Genomic DNA, 20,484 nt, shown 5'->3' on the forward strand with positions numbered 1-20,484 from the left:
GCTTTAATCGTGTCATTGAACATCGTTGGAGGGTTTCCTTCACTAGCAAGCTTGAGCAAGGGAGGGAACTCCCGGCTCCATTCTTGCTAGAGTGACTGGTATCTTATTTATTTGCAAGCCCCTTACAGGTGATACAGTTACAGCTTGTAAAGATTAGGGCTGCTGTCGCACATAGTTGCGTTTCATAGGCATTTTTTGGCTGATCGGGATGCACATAGGTGTGCCTGCGATGGGATCGCGGATAATGCTGCTCTTGACGCCAAACACCTCTTCTACTAGGGATTCAGTCATAACTTCTGGTGGCATACCCTGAGCGTAGATATTTCCCTGCCGCATCACCACTAAATAATCTGCGTAGCGACAAGCTTGGTTTAAATCGTGCAACACCATGACGATTGTACGTCCTTGGGTTTGGTTCAACTCATATAGCAAATCTAGAACTTCGATTTGATGAGCCAGATCTAGAAATGTAGTAGGTTCGTCCAGCAGTAGGATGTCTGTGTCTTGGGCCAAAGACATGGCAATCCAGGCTCGCTGGCGTTGTCCCCCGGAAAGGCTGTCGAGCGGGCGATCGCTCAGTTCCGTCATGCCCGTGATCGCTAAGGCTTGTTCCGTCAACCGTTCATCTTCTTTCGACCATTGTTGCAACCAACTCTGGTGAGGATAGCGTCCCTGAGCTACAAGTTCACGTACAGTCAAACCTTCGGGAGCAGATGGGTTTTGGGGTAGCATACCCAAGCGCTTAGCAACTTCTTTGGTGGAGAGTTTGGCGATCGCTACGTTATCCAGATACACCACACCACTCTGAGGCTTGATTAATCGGGCGAGTCCTTTGAGCAAGGTAGATTTGCCACAACCATTAGGACCCACTAAAGCGGTGATTTGCTGAACTGGAATGTCTACATGCAAATCTCGAATAATAGTAGCCCGATCGTATGCCAGGGTGAGTTGCTGAGCGGTGAGTGCTGGTTCCATTGAGGTGCGTTTATGCATTCCGGTTTCGATAGAGCAGGTAGAGAAAATAGGGCGCACCCACTACAGCAGTAATCACCCCACAGGGCAGTTCGATCGGGGCAAAGAGCGATCGCCCCAAAAAGTCAGCGAGAGCCACCGTCAACCCACCTACCAAAGCCGCTGTCGGTAGCAGTCCCTCATGAGCAGGGCCAACCAACTGACGTGCCAAATGGGGTGACATTAGACCCACAAACCCGATTGTACCTGCTGTCGCTACACTTGCTCCCGACAAAGCCACACAAGTGATCAGCAATAAGCCGCGCTGCCACTCGATCGGCACACCTAAACCACGGGCAACCTCATCTCCTAAGTTAAGCGTGTTTAGATCACGAGCGCACAATAAAGAGAGTGGAATGAACACTCCCAACCAAGGCAATAACGCTTGCACATGCTCCCAAGTGCGGCCATAGACGCTACCTGCTAACCAAACCAAAGCTTGACTGACATCCTCAATATTGCCAAAGGTAATTAACAAGCTACTAAGAGCTGAGGCGATCGCACCCACACCAACCCCCACCAAAATCAGCCTAATTGGGGCGCTACCCCGCTCCCAAGCCAATCCATAAACTAACAGCGCTGCGATGAAGGCTCCTGCAAAGGCAGCAATGGGCAAAACAAAGGCAGGAAGAGAGGGAAACAGCACAATCAAAGATACTGCGGCTAAACCTGCACCCGCTTGCACGCCCACAATTTCTGGAGATGCCAAAGGGTTGCGAGTCAGCCCTTGCAGAATAGTGCCAGCGATCGCTAACCCAGCCCCTACCAAAAACGCCACAATGACGCGGGGCAAGCGCAAGGTGTTGATTACAAAAGCATCATCAGGGTTAGTAGTCGGCAACCCTAAGATAGTTTTGATCACATCCAATGGTGAAATCGGATACTCCCCATAGCCCACGCTCCAGATCATGACCAGCAGCGCAGCAACCGCAAGACCCAGCAGCACCAGCGGAGCCCGGCGGTTAATCTTAAATGAGAGTGGCCAAGCGGATGAACGAATGACTAGCCAAGGCGGTTCTATTGGTTTCATTGCATCCCTCTCACCGTTTTACTTGCGATCGCGCCAGGTAGATAAAAAACGGAGCGCCTACCAAAGCGGTCATAATGCCAACGGGTAGCTCCTGAGGTTTGATCACTAAGCGGGCAGCGAGATCAGCCAGAGATAGCAAAATTGCCCCCCACACAGCGGCATGAGGCAACAACCAACGGTAATCGACTCCCACCCAAAAGCGCACGATGTGAGGCACCACCAAACCGATGAAGCCGATCGGCCCTGCTAAAGCCACAGCGCTACCTGCCAGCAGTACTACTACCAAAGCCGCGATCGCCTTGACCCATCCAGTTTTTAGCCCTAACCCTTTCGCGACATCTTCACCCAACGTTAGCGCTGTAATTTGTTTACCCATGCTAAAAGCTAGGACTAGCCCAATTAGGAGGTAAGGGAGAACCTGCAAGAGAATATTGAGATCGCGTCCTGCCACTGAGCCTGCTAACCAAAACCGCACTTCATCTAAGGTGCGCTGGCTCAAGATCAAAGTTCCTGTGGTGAGGGCAGATAACAAATAGCTCAAAACGGCCCCTGCCAAAATGAGCTTTAGAGGTGTAATGCCACTGCGTCCCACAGAGCTTAACAAGTAGACACTAACAGCCGCGATCGCCCCTCCAGCAAACGCTACCCAGGCCTGTACTTGAACCGATACATTCCCCCAGAAAAACGTAGATAGCACCACTGCGAAGGCTGCCCCAGTGCTAATGCCTAAAATTCCCGGATCAGCGAGGGGATTGCGAGTTAACCCTTGCATCAGGGCACCTGCCACAGCTAACGCCGCCCCCACCAACAGTGCCACTAAGGCTCTCGGCAACCTCACATTGGTAATAATCAGGTGATTGGTGGAGCCATCAAAAGCCGTTAGAGCTTGCCACACAGTAGCAAGATCAACATCGGCTGCCCCTAACGTAATGCTGAGCATCAGGCAACCGATCAACAGAAAAATCCCCACAACCAGACCGACAAGCTGGAACTTATAGGGTTGGTTTTTCCCTCTAGTTGAGGAGTTTGAATCGTCTCCCCATTTCCTCATCTCCTCATTCACCATGCTTAAGGACGACGAGTTGAGATTCCCATCTTCACGCCTTCTATAGTGCGTAACTGATCCATCACCGTAATTACTTCACCATGAGGAACCTTTTCATCGGCATTGACTACCACCAACGCCTCCGAGCCATTTGCCATCATAGCTTTGACTTTCGCTGGTAAATCTTGAACTGTGGTTGGTTGGCGATTGAGAAACACGTTTCCTTGCGCGTCAACGGTGACTGCAATTTTGCTCTGTTGTTGCGACTGAGCCGTTTGCGCCTTAGGTAAGTTGACGGGTAGTCCCTCGGAGCGAGTCAAAAACAAAGATGACATGATGAAAAATGTCAAGATGGCAAAGATGACATCAATCATCGGCACGATATTAATTTGAGGAATATCATCTGCCTCTTCGGGAATGTTCATAACTGCTTAACTCATCACTTTTGAGACTGAACTAAAACCTTCATGACGGCTGAGATGCAGAACTTCAAGCTGACTGCCATACTCTTGAATTGCCGCAAGCTGCCGTCGATAGAAGCCCCGAAAGAGACTAGTAAAAACTAGCGTAAACAGCGCCACAATCAGACCTGCCGCAGTTGAAACCAGGGCTTCACTGATACCCCCCGTCACCTGCACGGCGCTCTCACTGCCAACACTTCCCAAGTTGAGGGAGGCAAATGAGCGAATTAAACCCAGAACAGTTCCTAGCAGCCCTAGCAAGGGAGATGCCGCAATAATCATGTCAAAGACCGAATTAAACCGTCTAAACATGGGCAACTCTGCCTGTGTCGCTCCTTCTAGCGTTAGCCGAAAGGCGTGAGGTGGAAAGTGATCGACTTCCAAAGCTTCTAAAAAGATACGAGCGATCGGGAGGTCAGCATTTTGTCTGAGCTTGAGTATTGCGCTATCAAAATCATGGGGATAAATGCGAAGTGTATCGCGGATTACTCGCTTTTGCCGCCGATTAACTCGGAACCAAAAGGTCAAACGTTCAATAATCAAGGCGATCGCCACAATCGAGAACCCCAACAGGGGAAACATGACGACGCCACCTGCAAGAAACAGTTCAACAATTAGCATTTCTAGCTCACACGGCAATAGAGCTGACCTTGGGAGCCAGCAAAATAATTTCAGAGAAGCATGATTGAAGAGACTCACTATTGACATCTCTTCTCAAAAGAGATTAGGTCTTGCAGTAATTAATGTCAAGTATTCGCATTACAGCAGTTATTATTTTAGAACCCTTTAAAGTGCTTTAACTTCCTGTATCTGAAGGTACCAGTACCTCAAAAGCCTTTGATTCAGTTGTTCTAGTGTTAGGCGAAGCAGCTAGTTAACAGCAATTAATGGATTGACAGTACAGCCGTTGAATTTTAGGATGGGCAAGTCAACTAGAAATATTTGCAATAACTATTCACCGCCCAGCAAACAGTAAAGCAAATGACATTCTCAGACACGGTTTTTCAACAACGCGAACAGCAAGAGAAGACCCTCAAGCGGTTTATTGCTTACAGTCTTGCGGGATCATTTGCCTTGCACGGAGTTGGACTGTGCCTGAAAGTCAATAATTTCTGGAAGCCAGAGCAGACAAAGGTAGAAGAGATCCTCATCGTCGCGACTGATACGCCAGAAGAAGAGTTAACCGAGCCAACTCCCGAACCAGAGAACCTCCCAGAAGCAACGGTGGAGACTGAGGTCGCAACTGCTGCTGGTACAGAGGAAGCGGGTACCACAACTGTACTAGCAGCTGCTCCAGCATCCTTTACCCCTGCTGTTGAAGCGGCTCTCCCAGACCCTATAGTGCCTGAAGAGCTAACCCCAGAACCCCCACCCGAACCAACCCCCGCTCCAGTCGTTGAAGATCTGCCATCGCCTACGCCTGAAGAGCCAACCCCAGAGCCACCTCCCGAAGAACCTGTAGCTGAAGATAAACCCCAAGAACCAACTCCCGAACCCCAGGCGGAGACGACTGAAGCAACTCCCTCTCCCGTGGCAGAGCAAAAACCAAAAGAGGAAGTCGCGAAGGCACCCCCCCCCGCTCCGCGCAACTCGAACAATTTTCTACAAGACCTATGGCGTCCTCGCGAACGAGCTAGCCAACCCACTGCAAATCGCAGTAGCTCGAATGCTTCTGCTACAACCTCAAGTCGTGCCACAGGCAGCTCAACTACAGGTAGTTCGACCGGAAATGGTTCTGGACAAGGCACGAGCACAGCGGTTGGGCCAAGCCGACCAGGTACTGGTTTAGGCCCAGGCTCGGGTGATGGCAAGAACCCAGGATCACAAACAGGTGCTAGCCAAACTCCTCCGGCAGAGAAGCCGCCTAAGCGAGGCAACCAATCGCGCGAGATTACATGTCAAGGTTGTGAAAATGCTACGTTTGTACGTCCCAAGGAGGCTAATGGAGCTAAAGGTGAGCCTGAGCTAATCTTTAGCTTCGGCGAGGGAGGAAAGCCACAGGTTACTCTCTCCAAATCCAGCGGTAACAGTGTGTTGGACGAAGCTGCATTAGAGCAAGCTCGTGAGCAATTAGAGAAAGAGAGTGACTGGGAAGGAGCCAAAGCTGGCGATAGGGTCCGGATTGTAGTTGAATTCACTGATAAGGATTCAGCGCGCGATCGCCCACAAGAACGCCGCAGTATCACTGTTTCTGAACCTGCCCCAGAACCCGTTGCATCTGAGATTCCTGAAGTCCCATCTGCTGCCGTAGATCAACCAGCAAGCTCAGAGACTACCACAACCACGAATACTCCATCGACTACTGCCAGCCCCTCTGCTATACCGAATCCAGAATCAGCAGATAGCTCGGAAACTCCACAGCCCCCAGTGGAATCTAGCTCACCAGCAGATTCTCCAGCACCAGAAGCAGAGCCGATCCCAGAGGCTGCACCAGAACCAGAGTCTATTCCCGAACCAGAGCCTATTCCCGAACCCGAACCGATCCCAGAAGCTGCACCAGAACCAGAGCCTATTCCCGAACCCGAACCGATCCCAGAAGCAGAGCCGATCCCAGAGGCTGCACCAGAACCAGAGCCTATTCCCGAACCCGAACCCGAAGCGATCCCTTAGTCTCAAGATCACTACTCAAGAAAGTTCGCTGAATATGGCAGCAAATCCACAGGCAGCGGCGATCGCTACCGTAGCCCATTTGAATGGCGGGTTGCGATCGAGCCAATCCGGGCGTTACTGAATGAGGGTATGAATCAAGCTGGAACAGGTACATCAGACTTCCTACATGAATAGGAAAGCGTGTGACAGTAGCCGATCGCGGTGAGGTCAAGCACGCTAGATTTGAGTAACTACTCAGGTAGGAGAACAGGGAAAGTAGGGGTTCCAGCAAACACTTGTTGAAGCGCATCCAGCACATCAATGCCTTGCTTTGTGAGGGTGGAAAGATAGCCTCGAATGCAACAAAACATCTGAGCGCCCTTGATGGAACGAAAGCCTCCCGAAATCTTCTGCCGCAATTTCATCAGGCGTAAATCCCGCTCCGCCTGATTATTATCAAACGGCACTCGAAAGTCATACATAAAAGCGAGCACTGCCGATTGCTAGGCCAGACGATTCAGTAAGTTTCTAGGTGGACTTTGTTTAGGGCGACCTCTTGACTTGGGTTTTAATCTCAATCAGTAAGCTCATCATCGACTCTGCCCAACATTGCCCGTAGCGTTCCATCACAAACAGCAACTCGCGCAGGGGGTGAGCGTTGCACAAGCCATGCTGACATCCATAGTGAGCGCATAGCTTGACCAGCCATCGTGAACGCTTGTGCCTGTAAAGTGGGGTAGAATCCCCATCGCGTCCATCGCCACCTGACCTCGTTTCGGGTGGATGAAGTAGTGGGCCAATGCCCCGCTACACGCGACATGTAACCAGATCAATTTAGCGCCAACCCGTATCCCTGTCTCGTCAAAATGCCCAACGGCATTCCACCCACGACGCCAGAGTCAAACTCAAGCACCTTTATCCTGTCTTTGAAGCGACAGAATCAACCCAGGTTAACGCACATCTTTAGCCTTGCCAGTCCAGTAGAGGATTTGCAGACCTTTCATAGAAGCAACAAAGCGCTCTCTAACTATAGGTTGTAGAGAGCGCTTTAAGAGCGATCGCCCCGTTGAATACACTGCATACAAACATTGAACAAGACGATCACTGATGTGATTTCAATCAGAATTTGCAGCGGCAGCGGAGCCGTAATCAGCCCAGCCAGGATGAAACCTAAACCGACAAAAATAGAGACAATCAGAATCACCTCATCGTCAAATAGCTTCAGACCGACCCATAAGGTGCCAAACCCAAGTGCCCAAAAGATGAAATGATTCATGGAGTGATGACTCGTGATTTAATGTGCCGATGCCTTACAGCAGTTTCCGCTTGAATAAGCCATACGATTCTCTAGATAAAGCAACTGCCTAGCACTGCACCTGGGGCTTATCAATCTGAAGATTGCTGTAAGTACCGGACAAAAATCGGAGGACATGCAAGCTAGTACTGTTTAGGATTGCTGGGCCACGGAGTTAATCATACTTGCGTTTTAGCTGTTTTGGAACTTTGCGCAAGGGGGTGCGTGGCTCTTGCCGTAAGTAGCGGAACCAGTCTTTGCCGATGAACTCTCGGTCCGCGCTCAAGCAGGCCAGCGATCGCTCTCCTATTTGGCTATGCAGTTCGTTTGCTCAATCCAGACTGGTTTCTCTCCGGTACACTCATCGGGTACTGGCTCTCAAATGTGCTGGGAATTCTCATGATGCAGTTTGGAGCAACGGATATGTTTCTGAGCGACGAGAAACGAAATACCAAACGGGATGTGCTGATTGGACTGGGCGGCTCAACCCTCTACACCCTCATAGCTGCAGCCTTAGTTTACTTTCATGTGCTGGATATCCCTGATTTTTTGGAAGGCTTCTAAGGGGGATGGGCGGCAAAGCCACCAAGTCATTACAGTTCCAAACCAGAAATGCTTGTGCGATACCCGTGTGATAACTGAAGGAAGGGTTAGCAGCTATGCCAGACGGACTCTATCCGAGGGTGGTTTAGTCGGCGGGCTAAATCAAGTAAAAGTAGAATGCTAAATGTTATTACACGGATTGAATTCTATGAAACTGAATTATTTGGTAAGACAGCTTTCGACTGTAGGCCGTTTGATGACTACGACTTTGCTTTGTGTGTTAGCGATCGCTTTCGCTTGGCAAGGTGCGTTTTTCTCTAACCCCTCAGCGATCGCTGCTCCTACTACTACCCTGATTGCAACATCAGATGTGGGGGATCAAGTTAAAAAGGAAAACAAAGGTTTTGTTCGAGATGCGGCAGAGAAAGTGAAGGAAACTGCCAACAAAAATGCAAGTCGCGTTGAGGACTCAACTGACGGCACTGCCAACCCGATTCAGCGCAAAGCTCAGAGAGATGTTGCTCGCATTGAAAAGAGAGCCGATGAAGATGCTGCTCGGACTCAGGAAGCAATTGATCACAATGTCAATGCATTTGAGCGTGCGGTTGACAGCATCAAGGATGCCTTTAGCGGCGAATAAATACTAGCTAGTATTGTGTCAAGCAATTTCTAATTAGCATAACGATTGTCAGGGTACCTCTCGTGGGTGCCCTGTTTGGTGAATGGTAGGCCCAGACAGGCACAAGACCTGCCCTTACTCCGCTAGATCCTGAAACAACACCCAAAAAGTTGTCCAGCCTGCTCTACTTTCTACCTGAAGCTCCCCCCCTAGCTGCTCTGCTAGCTTCTGCACCAAAGCAAGTCCTAATCCTGTTCCCCCTTGTCTCCAGGGGTCAGCATTGGGAACTCGGTAAAACTTCTCAAAAATATGGGAAAGAGCCGTAGCGGGAATTTCGACTTGATTACTCACCTCAAACCGAGTCGTAGGAGTTAGAGTTTGGTTGGGGTGGGATGAATTGAGAGACTGCTCAATCCGGAGCTGGATGGCGCTGTGGGGCGGAGTGTACTTACAGGCATTGTTCAGAAGCTCACTCAAAAGGCGCTCTAAACTATTGCTATCTGATTGAATGGGTAACAGTTCAGAGGGCAAGTCAACGCTGAACTTTTGGTTCCGCTCTTGGATGCGTGATAAGAAGGGTTCAATTACATTAGTAACCCAGTCTCGCAGATCAATGGTTTCAACAGATAGGGGATAGCGATCTGCCTCTAGTCGCTGCAAATCTAACAAATCATTGATCAGGCTAGCTTCTCGCCCACACTCAGATTGCAATATGTCTAAATACCGTTGCTGCCGCTCTGGGCTAGGAGACAGTTTTAGCATATGAATTGCTAACTTCATGTTGGAGATAGGTGTGCGGAGTTCGTGAGAGACAGTACTGAGAAAATCATCCTTTAGCTGATGGAGATTTTGTAGAGTCGTCACTTGAGCTTGGACTGCTTGATATAGTCGAGCTTGACGAATGGCGATCGCGCACTGGTTGGTAACTTGTTGGACTAAGCGAATCTCTAGGTCATCGAATACAAAGTTAGGCAGGCGAAACAGCCATAGATCTCCTAAGACTCCCTGACTATCAAAAATTGGACAAGCCAAAATAGCTGCTTGAGGTCTGTCAAACTTGGGAACCAACCGACAAAACTGTACCGTTTGACCGTTAAAAAGAGCTTGGTGAACATCAGCAGATGTTTCTACAGGTAAAGCGGTACTTTGACTAGAAGGCCAACCTGGTCTAGCAGCTTCGTAGTGAATGATGATGATGTTTTGCTCTAGGTCATACATCGCTGCATTGCAGCATTCAGCCGTGAGAGCTTGGTTTAATTCCTGAACCACTGTTTCTAGAATTTGGGCTTCGTCAAAACTGTCCCGCACTTTATCCGTGACTCGCTTCAGCATAGCCTCAAATTCGAGCGATCGCTGGAGTTGTGAGGTTCGTTCCTGAAGTTCCACAGTTCGTTGCTCAACCCGCAACTCTAGCTCATTTTTGGCTGCTGCCAGCTCTGTAAAAGATGCTAGTAGTTGAGCGGTCATTTGGTTATGAGCTTGGGCTAAAACTTCGAATTCATGAATGCCGCCCAAGGGCACACTTTGATCAAATTTACCCGCCGCGACTTCCTCTGAGGCAGCGCATAAGCGCAGGATCGGTTGAGTGACCCAATGAGAAGTCAACACGCCTACAACTATTGTCAAGAGCAATGCGCCTAAACAAAGCAAAATGGTGGTTCGCCTATTAGCTGCGATATGCTCCATAAAGTCGGCTTCTGGCACGACCACCACAATCACCCAATCCAATCCATAGGGGTCGGTAAAGGGCATGACTTGAGCAAACTGTCGTCTACCTGCAATGGCAAAGTCTAGTTGTTGGCGATGCTGAATGTTGTCGAAGCTGCCGAAGTGGTTCTGTATCTGTTGAGCAGTCGCGCGGGTGACGAGATTGCTGCTAGCGATCGCACTCAACCGTTGTCGCTCCGTGGGGATTGCTGACTGACTTGGCACAAAAGGCAGCTCCGCAGTCGAGCTAGCGATTAAGTTGCCTGAATGCTCCATAATAAAGGTCTGGCCAGAACGACCCACTTTGAGACGACTGAGAAATTCGCCGATTTCTGAGAGCGACACCGTGGCATTCGTCACTCCTAGCAAAGTACCCCCCTCGCCATAAATCGGTCGCGTGGCACTGACAGCTAGGCCCAGAGAAGAGAAGTATGGATAAACTTGTGTCCAGGTGGGTTTACCTGCTTGCACCGCTTTCTGGTACCAAGGGCGGGTACGAGGATCAAAAGTTGTATTAACTCGAATCAGTTTTTGGCGATCGCCCTGCGGGCCTGCCTTATAAGTGTGGTACTGCCTGTTTGTGGATTGATCGATAGCTCGAATAACAAGAGTACCATCTGGCAAGCGATCGACCGCATGAATCTCGCCTTGCTCGCTACCAAAGGCGATCGGACTTAGAGACGGGAACAACTGCATTTGCCAACTAAAATGGCGCTCTAGACTCTGGGGGTTCTGCAAATCCAACTCGCCCAACTGCACCAAATCTGCATTAATCTGCGTTACGAGTTGCGGAGTTTCTAAATAATCAATCAGATGTTGCTGGATACGGCTTGTAAGTTCATCCCTCAACTTAGCAGCCACCTCGTTAATCGCTCTCTGGCCATCCCTCAAGGAAAAATAGGCGGTGAGTCCTACCGCCGCTGAAATTTGCAGGACAAAGGGCACAATGAGCGCTACCCGAAGCGGCACCCCTAGTACATTTTGACGGAACCGATGCGAGAGACGTTGCCGTTGCATTTATCCTGACAAAGAATTGCGGGAAAGTGTACGAGCTGTTGAGTCAACATTCCAGACAAGGCAAAGATCTTAGTCTTTTTCGGGATTGATGTCATGTAGCTCAAGATTGAGAGAAGATAAAACGGGTGTGGTGGTACTGCAACGATCCACATAGAAGATTCTTTTGGCACAGTGTTTGGTCCCATTACAGAGTTTGCGGTGACCGTACAAACCCTACTTCAAACAGGTTGAAATCCGCTCCTGATTTATGTTTTCGCCTTATTTGAATTCAACCATAATAGATGTAGTTCCAGTGCGGAGAACCGATTTTGTCTTTACCTACAACGGTTGCTAGCTCTACTTCTACTGCCCCTGCAAGGACATCTACCTTTGGAACTGCAAAGCCCCGCTTATGGATACCCGATCGCGTTCTGTTCACACCAGCAGCTTTAGAGGAGGCTGGGGGACAACGAATTCTAGAGCGGGTGCGATCGCTCAACTTGCCGATTGAAGAGTTACCCCGCAATCGCTTAACCAATTTACGTGGAGAGACCGAGCGCGAAACCTACGATATTGCCAAGCGAACTTTGGCTGTGGTAACTGCGCCGCCGAGCCAATTTAAGCTCAGCCCCATTCCACCCTCCGCCGATTGGCAATTTCACTTAGCCGAGGGTTGTCCCGCTCACTGCCAGTACTGCTACTTGGCGGGCAGCCTTCAGGGGCCTCCAGTGATTCGAGCCTACGCCAACCTACCCCAGATTTTAGATAATTTGGCTGCTTACGAACGAGAAGGCCAAGCAACCAGTTTTGAGGTGAGTTGCTACACTGACCCGCTCGGCATTGAACATCTCACAGGCAGCTTAGCCGAGTGTATTCGCTACTTCGGCACTCGTGAGGACGGCTACCTACGCTGGGTTTCCAAGTTTGATGCGGTAGAGAGCTTGCTAGACTTGCCCCATAATGGCCATACGCGCTGTCGTGCTAGTGTCAATGCTACCCCTGTCTCTGGTCGCTTTGAGGGAGGTACGGCTTCAGTCGCGGCTCGACTCGCTGCCCTGCGGCAATTAGCTCTGCCACGAGAGCAAGGGGGCGGGGGTTATCCGATTGGCTTGGTCATTGCTCCCATCATGCCGATCGAAGATTGGCAGCAGCATTACACCCAGCTATTCGACGACATTAGCGCCGCTTTAGATTTTGACTGTGACCTGACGTTTGAGCTGATTTCTCACCGCTTTACTCCCGGTTCTAAAGAAGTGTTGCAGCAGTGGTATCCCCAGAGCAAGCTAGATTTAGATGAGTCTACGCGCAGCGTCAAACGCAATAAGTTTGGTGGCATTAAGTATGTCTACCACACAGATACGATGAAAGAACTCCGCCAGTTCTTCGAGCGGGAAATTGCTCAGCGCTTTCCTCAAGCCCAAATTCTCTATTGGACTTAATTCGATTCTCCTCTGTACTGGAACGCTGTTTCGCCTAGACCCGATCAAAGATTAGTGATAGAAACGCTCCTCTAACCAAACCCGCACCTCATCCTCAGATTGCAGATAGGTCTTCTGACCTGTCCTAGGATTGGCAACAGACCACCCCTGAGAGCCATCGCGATCGCTGAATTGCTGAATCTCAGGTTCTTCAGAAGTGATCAATTGATTGCTCAAAGCTTGTCTCACGTTGAGCCAGAGCAAATGGCAAATATTGAAGGGGTTGGTAGGTTGCCCCTGAGGAGCATCCAATGACCAGCATCGATTTAAGTGTTCCGTTTGTTCTTGATCAGAAAATGCTTTAATCCCAGCATCCACTAACGATCGCCAAATCTGAGCCAGGCGATCGCTAAACCGTAAATCCTGTGTTTGCCGTTGCGGTTGCAAATTGGCAATTAATTTCCAATCGCGATAATTTTGCCACTGATTTTTCATATCAACGCTCCATCCAATTGGCCTGACAAAATGAAGCGCGTTCCTTCGGGACAACCCCTACTTCCGTCTCCCGCTTAAAGTTTCACTTAAATTTCAGTCAAGCTTACTCAAGGTGGGTGGAGATGAACGATTTTATTTCTGTATTAAGTATGACAAAATTCTCTGCTTGCTAGTAATGATGTTTTATTTCCCTGACATCTGTAACTAATCCTTTATTCACGCAATTGAACTAATTTGTCTCTCCATTTAGCACCTTGGGAATACTGAGGATTGCAACCGCTTAAGGGGTTCCCCAATCCCTTAAGGCTGACAGCTCTAAGGATGAAACTGGGTGACGAATTATTTAACTGAAGAAACCATCTTTTCTCTAGGTGAAGTGATTTCGGAATCGATCGCCAGGATGGAACCTTCTGTGGCTCCACCCCTGAGCGCGAAAGTTCCTAAATCTGCGATCCGCTCTAGCCTCCGCGCTTCTACCTGGGATGGTGTTTTCGCCACACTCTTCAGCAATATCACCGGAGGCGTGTTACTCAGTAATTTTCTTGTAGAGCTAGATGCCAGTACTTTGCAGATCGGTATGCTCGCCTCAATCCCAATGGTGGCCAACTTACTGCAACCTTTAGGCGCTTATTGGGCCGATCGCACCATTAGTCGTCGGTGGTATAGCCTCTGCGTCTATGGCATTTCGCGCTTGTTGTGGTTGCCATTGGCGATCGCGATTCTCGCCTTTAGTGCCCACCCCACCAGCAACCAAACCCTGATTCTTGCCACGTTGGCTGTGATGTTGGCAACCCATCTATTAGGCGCGATCGGCAGTGCTTCTTGGCTGGCTTGGTTAGCGACATTAGTACCTCGGCAGTTACGGGGGCGCTATTTTGGCTTTCGTAATAGTGCCTTTAGCTTGACGAGTTTGGTAGCAATTCCGTTGTTGGGACTGGCCGTCTCTCGATTTCCCGGCGGTAGCATTCAAGGATTTGGCGTGCTGATGTTGGTGGGCATCGTAGCAGGACTGATCAGCTTAGGTTGTCAATCTGGGATGACCGATGTCAACCCTCAAGCTCGCTTGGCTGCTCTTCCAACTAAATCAGAGCCTACGGTGGGTGCTAGTGCTGCTGTTCCTATCTCGGACGCAGCTCACATCAGCATGCTCAAGCATCCTCATTTTTTGATGTATCTGCTCTACTTTGGACTGTGGGCCTTTGGCGTCAATCTCTGCAATCCTTTCTTCAATCTTTATTTGCTCGATAACTTGTCTGTAGACGTGAGTTGGGTGACGCTCTACAACGGCCTAGGCGCAGGCGCGACATTACTGATGCTGGTGCTTTGGGGCAAATTAGCCGATCGCATTGGTAATCGCCCCATTCTGGTGCTAGATGGCATCTTGGTGGCAATTATTCCCTTACTGTGGTTAGGCACGGGGCATAACTCACTCTCCCTTTGGTTGTGGTTTCCCTTGCTGCACCTACTGGGAGGAGGAGCAGGAGCCGCGATCGATCTCTGCATTAATAATTTGCAATTAGCGATCGCCCCTGTGCGTCACCATACTACCTACTTTGCTATTACTGCCGCGATCGGTGGCGTGTGTGGAGCAATGGGAGCAATGGTGGGAGGTACGTTAGCACAACTAGCAGGCTCTAATGGCATTACAGAATTATTTGTGATCTCTAGTGGGCTGCGATTAGTAGCATTATTACCCTTGTTCTGGCTGCAAGAACCGCAAAGCCGCCCCCTCGGACATGTTTGGGAGCAACTGAAGCAACAAGCCAACTATTGGTTTCTGGGTATCAAGCCAGCAGAGCTATAAATTGGTTAGGTTTCAGACATGAGAAGATGAGACTACAAGGTTCTATCAACGCTTCTCAGTCATGACTCAGGTTGTAATTGTTGGGGCTGGTCCGGCGGGGGCGGCACTGGCTCTGCTTCTAGGGCAGCGGGGTATCTCCGTGAAGCTCGTAGAAGCTGCTCCCACGTTTCGGCGCACCTTTCGGGGGGAGGGTTTGATGCCGAGCGGTCTGGATGCCCTAGAGCAAATGGGCTTATCTGCTGTGCTCGATCGCCTTCCTCATCGCGCCTTGGATGCCTGGGAATTTTGGCTCAACCAGCGACTTCTGTTTCGGGTGGCGGAACCGATCGAATCAGGGGGTAAACCTTGTACCCTAGTGTCGCAAACGGCTTTGCTAGAAGCAATGATTGAGCAGGCAAAGACTTATCCGAGCTTTGAGTTGGTGCAAGGCACGCCTGTGCAAGACTTGTTGTGGCAGGAACAACGAGTGGCAGGGATTAAGCTGAGCGATGGTCGTGAACTCGCAGCGGATTTGGTGATTGGGACAGACGGTCGCAATTCCATTGTGCGTCAGCGATCGCGCTTGACTCTAGAGCAACAGTCTCAGAGCTTTGACATCCTCTGGTTCAAGCTAGCCGATCATCCCCGCTTTGAATCGGAAAATGTCTTTTACTCGATTTTGCAAGATCGTGATGCCTTAGGTTTGTTTCGTAGTTCCGAGGGCGAGCTTCAACTGGGTTGGGCTTTGCGTTCATCGGAGTCAAAAGATTGGCAGCAGGTAAATTGGGCTGAGCGACTAGCTGCCACTTCCCCAGATTGGCTAGCTGAGCATTTCCGCCAAAACGCCGCGACCCTAGAAGGCCCGATTTTACTATCGGTGGTCGTGGGACGCTGCCCCCAATGGTCTGTACCAGGGCTGTTGCTCCTGGGGGATGCGGCTCATCCCATGTCTCCAATTCGCGCCCAAGGCATCAATATGGCGTTGCGAGATGTGATTGTGACGGCTAATCATCTAGTGCCTCTACTACAGGCAGAAGCAGAACCTATGGCGATCGCGGCTGTATTACCCCAGATTCAAGGCGATCGCGAACCAGAAATTATCCGAGTGCAGCAACTTCAGCGCCAAGAAGCAGCCCAAGCTGACCTTCTAGAGCATAGTGCCTTCCTGCGTTGGGGAGCGAGCCAGTTTGCGCCCTTGGTTCGTCCTCTAGTGCGGTACTCCTGGGTGCAACGTCAACATCAATTACGCCAAGGGGTTGCACCTATTCAGTTGATCGTGTGACTGGTCAGATCACGCAGTTTGTTGCATGAAATGGCTGAGGTTATCTCACTCCAGTGTGAGTACCCTGCAAATAGGCAGGCTAATGTACGAGAGAGTGGCTGATAACCCATGCGAAAGAGCGTCCGAGGCAAGCATTCTAGCGCCAATTTCTTTGGGGGGTATAACCGGATTATCCTGGCTACCTTTTCGCTAGTCACTGTCGTATCATGTGGGCTGTTTTACCTACAATTTCGTTCTCGTTACCAGAATGAAGTAGAGCAACTGCAAACTAAATTTTTAGAAGAAGCCTCCAGCCTCAACTATTTGGTCAAAGGAGCGGCTGACCATATCAGTGCGCTGCACACGGAAGCTGAATCCTATTTGCTGACTCATGCTCCAGGTGAGCCGCCTTCGACGCTGTTCTCTCAACTGAAGAATCTACCGAATCAAGATTATTTTGCGCTGGACCCTATCCAGCCGCCTTTTACCGAAAAAATGGTAGGAGCTTTGAGTGGTAAAGGTTCTTTAGAGCAACTATCACCTGGCGTTAAGCGAGAGATTGAGATGGCGATCGCGCTCAATGCTCTGTTTCAGTCATCCAAAAAAAATATCCCGAATCTGGCTTGGGTATATTACATCTCAAAAAGTAAGTTTGTCACTCTTTATCCTTGGGTGCCCAGCAAAGATTATTTGTTCAAAGAGGGTGACTACAATGAGGATTTTTACAAGTTAGGGTTACCGGAAAATAATCCGCAACGCCAACGGTTTTGGACTCGCGCCTATACAGATACAGCGGGTAAAGGTTTGATGGTGACGGTGGCTCAGCCTATCTATGACCAAGATACTTTTCTAGGCACCGTGGATTTAGATTTCACCCTAGATGTCCTGAATGACTTTATTAAAAACTCGGATGCTCAGCGCGATCGCCAAGCAAATTTATTTGTAATTAATCAATACGATCAGTTGTTAGCTCATCCTTATTTAGTCAGTTCTACAGATAAGGAAGTTAAATCAGCTCAAGTAGCATTGCCACCCAATCTACAAAGTCAGTTAAAACAAATCTTACAAACTCCCGCTGACCAAGTTAACTCCATTGATTCCTATTTAGTCTTGCATCACCCCTTAACTAATGCTCCCTGGCAGTTAGTTCTCTGGGTACCTCAGCAAGCCCTTGCTATAAAGGCTTTGTCTGGGACGAGTTGGCTATTTCTAGCGCTTCTCCCTGGACTGGGTTTGATTCTCGTTGCCGCCAGTCAACTAACGCGCCGAGAATTTATTGAGCCTGCTCGCAAATTGGTAGAACATATCGAAACTACCAGCCAAGGAGCTGGACAGGAATCTATCTCTGAAAAGTTGGATATCCCCAGTAGTTGGCAGCCTTGGTTTGAGAGGATTTCTCGTATTTTTGATGAGAACCGGAGATTGTTGCAGACCCTAGAAGCCTACACCCAAGAACTAGAAGCCAAGAACGCAGCTCTGCAAGCTACAGAAAACTTACTCGCTGAAAATAACCGTAATTTAGAGATGCAGGTTGAGGAGCGAACAAACCAATTGCAACAGGTGATTGCAACCTTGCGTCAGCAGACCCAAGATTTAGAAAGCACTCTTCAAGAACTGCAACAAACTCAGTCGCGGTTGATCCAAAGTGAGAAGATGTCGAGTCTCGGACAACTAGTGGCAGGCGTAGCGCATGAAATCAATAATCCTGTCAACTTTATCTATGGCAATTTGGCCCCTGCTCATGACTACATCCAAGAGCTACTAAACCTAATTAGTTTGTATCAGGAGCATTATCCTCAGCCAGTTGCTGTGATTGAAGCTGAGACAAAAGCGATGGATCTAGAGTTTCTCAGGGCAGATTTACCCAAGTTGCTGTCTTCCATGCAGATGGGGGCCGAGCGGATTCGGCAAATTGTGCTGTCGCTCCGCAATTTCTCCCGCTTAGATGAGGCAGAGTTCAAAGCAGTTGACATCCACCAAGGAATTGATAGCACCTTAATTATTTTGGAGAATCGCCTCAAAGCTAAGCCAGAATCCCCTGCGATCGCCGTGATCAAAGAATATGGCAACTTACCGTTGGTGGAGTGCTATGCAGGACAGCTCAACCAAGTATTCATGAATGTGCTGACCAATGCGATCGATGCTTTGGAAGAAAACAACAAACAACGCAGTTGGGAAGAACTGATCGCGTCACCCAGCCAAATCCGCATCAGCACTCACCTCAACCTTGACAACCAAGTTGTGATCAAGATTTCTGACAATGGTCCCGGCATGTCTCCAGCGGTAAAGCAGCATATCTTCAATCCCTTCTTCACCACTAAGCCAGTAGGTAAGGGAACGGGCATGGGGATGTCAATCAGCTACCAAATCATTACCGAAAACCACGGTGGATCGCTAGACTGTATCTCCATTCCCGGAAAAAGAACCGAATTTATCATTGAGATTCCTTTACACCAGCAGGTTAAAGCTTGGTCAGATTGATTAACGTCTAGGCACACGAATGTACCCCCACTCGCCGTCTGCAAAACTAGTTGTATACGGGCCTTCAGGACCTAGAGCTTGAGCAGTCCAGCGTCCACCCACATTCACCCGTGCCAACCCCTCGGAGAAAGAGTCTGCATCGGCAAACTGAGCCGCGATCGCAAACTTTCCAGTTTTATCAATAAAGCCTGCTTTGTCGCCCAGCCGTACCATTGCCAGCCCACCAGAGAACGGTAGAACCACCTCTCCCCCAAAAGGCTCTACGGAGGCTCCTGTCTCACTTCGAGCTTGGGGGGCATAAAATTGAGCTGGAATGGCGATCGCCCCTTGAGTGTTAATGAACCCCCATTTATTTGCGATTGACACAGCTGCTAAGCCTTCAGCGAAAGACTGGGCACGATAGAACTGAGGCTGGATCACGAGCTTGCCGCTTTTATCAACATATCCCCAACCCGCCTCTGTTTGCACAGCCGCCAGTCCCCCAGCAAAAGACTGAGCATCAACAAATTGAGGTGGAATCACAACCGCACCAGTCCGATCAATAAAGCCAAAACGATTGTCGCGTTCAATTCTTGCTAAACCTTCGCTAAACGCTTTCACTGAGCCAGAGAATTGCGGAGAAATTACCCACTGCCCTTGAGGATTGATGTAACCCCATTGCTGATTGAGTTGCGCCGCTGCCAATCCTTCGGTAAACGAGAGCACGCTGTCAAATTGAGGCGTAATCACCAGCTTGCCAGTACGATCAATAAAACCAAATTTATCGCCGACTCTCACCGCTGCTAGCCCTTCCGAGAAAGGCTCGGCATTAGCAAACTGAGGTTCTATCAGCCATTGCCCTTGCCGATCGATGTAGCCCCAGCGAGTCCCTGAGGCATCCGGAATCACACCTACAGCTGCAAAGCCATCCGAAAAGGGCAAAGCCACATTGAAACGAGGTGCGATCGCGGTCTTGCCCGTAGTGTCAATATAACCATAGCGTCCATCAATGCTAGCGACGGTTAATCCTTGAGAAAATCGCCGGAATCCAGTGGTTGCAGGCGGAATTGCAAACAAGTTTTGAGTCCCAGGACTGGAATTTCCAGCCACATATTGCCCTAGAATCGTTTCACCTGGAGCTAGCGCCTGACAAAGCAGGGCTGCGACTTCGCCTCTGGTGGCTCCTTGGTTGGGCCGTAGCTGTTTAACTTGAGGATAGTTCACTACCAAACGGTTGAGGGTAGCCGCTGCGATCGCGCCTTTGGCATAGGTTGGCACCTGAGCCGCATCAGTAAAGTTTTGCTGCAAAATCAAATCAGGATTACTAGGCGCTACCTGCTTTAGGGCACTGGTCACTACCGCGATCGCCTGCACTCGTGGAATCGGCTGAGTTGGCTTAAAAGTGCCATCAGGATAACCAGAGAAAAACTGGCGTTCCGCAGCATCTCGAATCGCTCGGTAAGCCCAATAGGTAGGCGATACATCACGAAACGTTGGAGCACTGCGCGATCGTGGCAGATCAGGAAAGGCGTTGAGCATAAAGACCGCAAACTCAGCTCGTGTAACGCTGGCATCGGGACGAAAGGTACCATTTGGATACCCGTTGACCAATCGGCGCTGGGACAACTGCTCGATACAAGCCCGCCCCCAATAAGCAGAGGTATCAGTAAAACCCCAAGCTACCGACGAACTCATACTCCATAAGGAAAAAGTAGCGATCGCCACCGTCCCCAATCTTTTGGCACCGGACATGAACAAGTTCTCCCAGAGAT

The 20,484-nt window shown here is 49.7% G+C and carries 17 protein-coding genes and 1 pseudogene; 7 read left to right on the forward strand and 11 right to left on the reverse strand.

The window, feature by feature from the left end; genetic code table 11:
* Nucleotides 1–153: 153 nt before the first annotated feature.
* From KME12_23205 to KME12_23225, 5 genes are read right to left on the reverse strand one after another with little or no spacing between them, the layout of a single operon-like run.
* A complete protein-coding gene (locus tag KME12_23205) occupies nt 154–975 on the reverse strand; it encodes an ABC transporter ATP-binding protein (protein ID MBW4490693.1) in 822 nt (273 codons plus the stop codon).
* Between the two features lie 10 nt (nt 976–985).
* Complete coding sequence (locus KME12_23210; protein MBW4490694.1) at nt 986–2,041, reverse strand: iron ABC transporter permease; 1,056 nt, start codon at nt 2,039–2,041, stop codon at nt 986–988.
* A 10-nt stretch (nt 2,042–2,051) separates the two neighbouring features.
* A complete protein-coding gene (locus tag KME12_23215; protein MBW4490695.1) occupies nt 2,052–3,092 on the reverse strand; it encodes an iron ABC transporter permease in 1,041 nt (346 codons plus the stop codon).
* A 17-nt stretch (nt 3,093–3,109) separates the two neighbouring features.
* Complete coding sequence (locus KME12_23220; protein MBW4490696.1) at nt 3,110–3,511, reverse strand: biopolymer transporter ExbD; 402 nt, start codon at nt 3,509–3,511, stop codon at nt 3,110–3,112.
* 6 nt (nt 3,512–3,517) lie between these two features.
* Nucleotides 3,518–4,168 carry a MotA/TolQ/ExbB proton channel family protein gene (locus tag KME12_23225; protein ID MBW4490697.1) on the reverse strand — a complete coding sequence of 217 codons (651 nt, stop codon included), beginning with the start codon at nt 4,166–4,168 and terminating at the stop codon, nt 3,518–3,520.
* A gap of 1,773 nt (nt 4,169–5,941) precedes the next feature.
* Here KME12_23225 and KME12_23230 point away from each other — a divergent pair.
* Nucleotides 5,942–6,145 (forward strand): annotated as a pseudogene (locus KME12_23230) (hypothetical protein).
* A gap of 242 nt (nt 6,146–6,387) precedes the next feature.
* Here the strand turns inward: KME12_23230 and KME12_23235 are convergent.
* The 3 genes from KME12_23235 to KME12_23245 form a co-directional block, all read right to left on the reverse strand.
* A complete protein-coding gene (locus KME12_23235) occupies nt 6,388–6,618 on the reverse strand; it encodes a transposase (protein MBW4490698.1) in 231 nt (76 codons plus the stop codon).
* Nucleotides 6,619–6,762: 144 nt separating this feature from the next.
* On the reverse strand, nt 6,763–6,987 hold the full coding sequence (locus KME12_23240) for a transposase (GenBank protein ID MBW4490699.1): 225 nt from the start codon (nt 6,985–6,987) through the stop codon (nt 6,763–6,765).
* Nucleotides 6,988–7,184: 197 nt separating this feature from the next.
* Nucleotides 7,185–7,412: a hypothetical protein gene (locus tag KME12_23245; protein ID MBW4490700.1), complete on the reverse strand. Its 228-nt coding sequence runs from the start codon at nt 7,410–7,412 to the stop codon at nt 7,185–7,187.
* A gap of 345 nt (nt 7,413–7,757) precedes the next feature.
* Here KME12_23245 and KME12_23250 point away from each other — a divergent pair, with 345 nt between their 5' ends.
* Complete coding sequence (locus tag KME12_23250) at nt 7,758–7,994, forward strand: hypothetical protein (GenBank protein ID MBW4490701.1); 237 nt, start codon at nt 7,758–7,760, stop codon at nt 7,992–7,994.
* Between the two features lie 187 nt (nt 7,995–8,181).
* Nucleotides 8,182–8,613 (forward strand): hypothetical protein, encoded by a 432-nt coding sequence (locus KME12_23255; protein ID MBW4490702.1) that lies wholly within the window; start codon nt 8,182–8,184, stop codon nt 8,611–8,613.
* 114 nt (nt 8,614–8,727) lie between these two features.
* Here the strand turns inward: KME12_23255 and KME12_23260 are convergent, their stop codons facing one another.
* Nucleotides 8,728–11,316: a GAF domain-containing protein gene (locus KME12_23260; GenBank protein MBW4490703.1), complete on the reverse strand. Its 2,589-nt coding sequence runs from the start codon at nt 11,314–11,316 to the stop codon at nt 8,728–8,730.
* 395 nt (nt 11,317–11,711) lie between these two features.
* Between KME12_23260 and KME12_23265 the strand changes: the two genes are divergently transcribed.
* Nucleotides 11,712–12,734 carry a radical SAM protein gene (locus KME12_23265; GenBank protein MBW4490704.1) on the forward strand — a complete coding sequence of 341 codons (1,023 nt, stop codon included), beginning with the start codon at nt 11,712–11,714 and terminating at the stop codon, nt 12,732–12,734.
* 51 nt (nt 12,735–12,785) lie between these two features.
* Here KME12_23265 and KME12_23270 read toward each other — a convergent pair whose 3' ends face one another.
* A complete protein-coding gene (locus tag KME12_23270; protein MBW4490705.1) occupies nt 12,786–13,208 on the reverse strand; it encodes a hypothetical protein in 423 nt (140 codons plus the stop codon).
* A gap of 400 nt (nt 13,209–13,608) precedes the next feature.
* Between KME12_23270 and KME12_23275 the strand changes: the two genes are divergently transcribed.
* The 3 genes from KME12_23275 (at nt 13,609) to KME12_23285 (ending at nt 18,733) form a co-directional block, all read left to right on the forward strand.
* Nucleotides 13,609–15,012, forward strand: coding sequence for an MFS transporter (locus KME12_23275; protein MBW4490706.1), 1,404 nt, complete (start codon nt 13,609–13,611; stop codon nt 15,010–15,012).
* A 61-nt stretch (nt 15,013–15,073) separates the two neighbouring features.
* On the forward strand, nt 15,074–16,273 hold the full coding sequence (locus KME12_23280) for an FAD-dependent monooxygenase (GenBank protein ID MBW4490707.1): 1,200 nt from the start codon (nt 15,074–15,076) through the stop codon (nt 16,271–16,273).
* Between the two features lie 108 nt (nt 16,274–16,381).
* The gene (locus KME12_23285) at nt 16,382–18,733 is read left to right on the forward strand and encodes a hypothetical protein (GenBank protein MBW4490708.1); all 2,352 of its coding nucleotides are present in this window, start codon (nt 16,382–16,384) and stop codon (nt 18,731–18,733) included.
* On the opposite strand, the gene KME12_23290 is transcribed toward KME12_23285, so the two are convergent.
* Nucleotides 18,734–20,464, reverse strand: a complete 1,731-nt coding sequence (locus KME12_23290; GenBank protein ID MBW4490709.1) for a WG repeat-containing protein — start codon at nt 20,462–20,464, stop codon at nt 18,734–18,736. It lies immediately after the preceding gene.
* Between the last annotated feature and the right edge of the window lie 20 nt (nt 20,465–20,484).

The sequence above is a fragment of the Trichocoleus desertorum ATA4-8-CV12 genome, assembly GCA_019358975.1.
Taxonomy (GTDB): Bacteria; Cyanobacteriota; Cyanobacteriia; order FACHB-46; family FACHB-46; genus Trichocoleus; species Trichocoleus desertorum_A.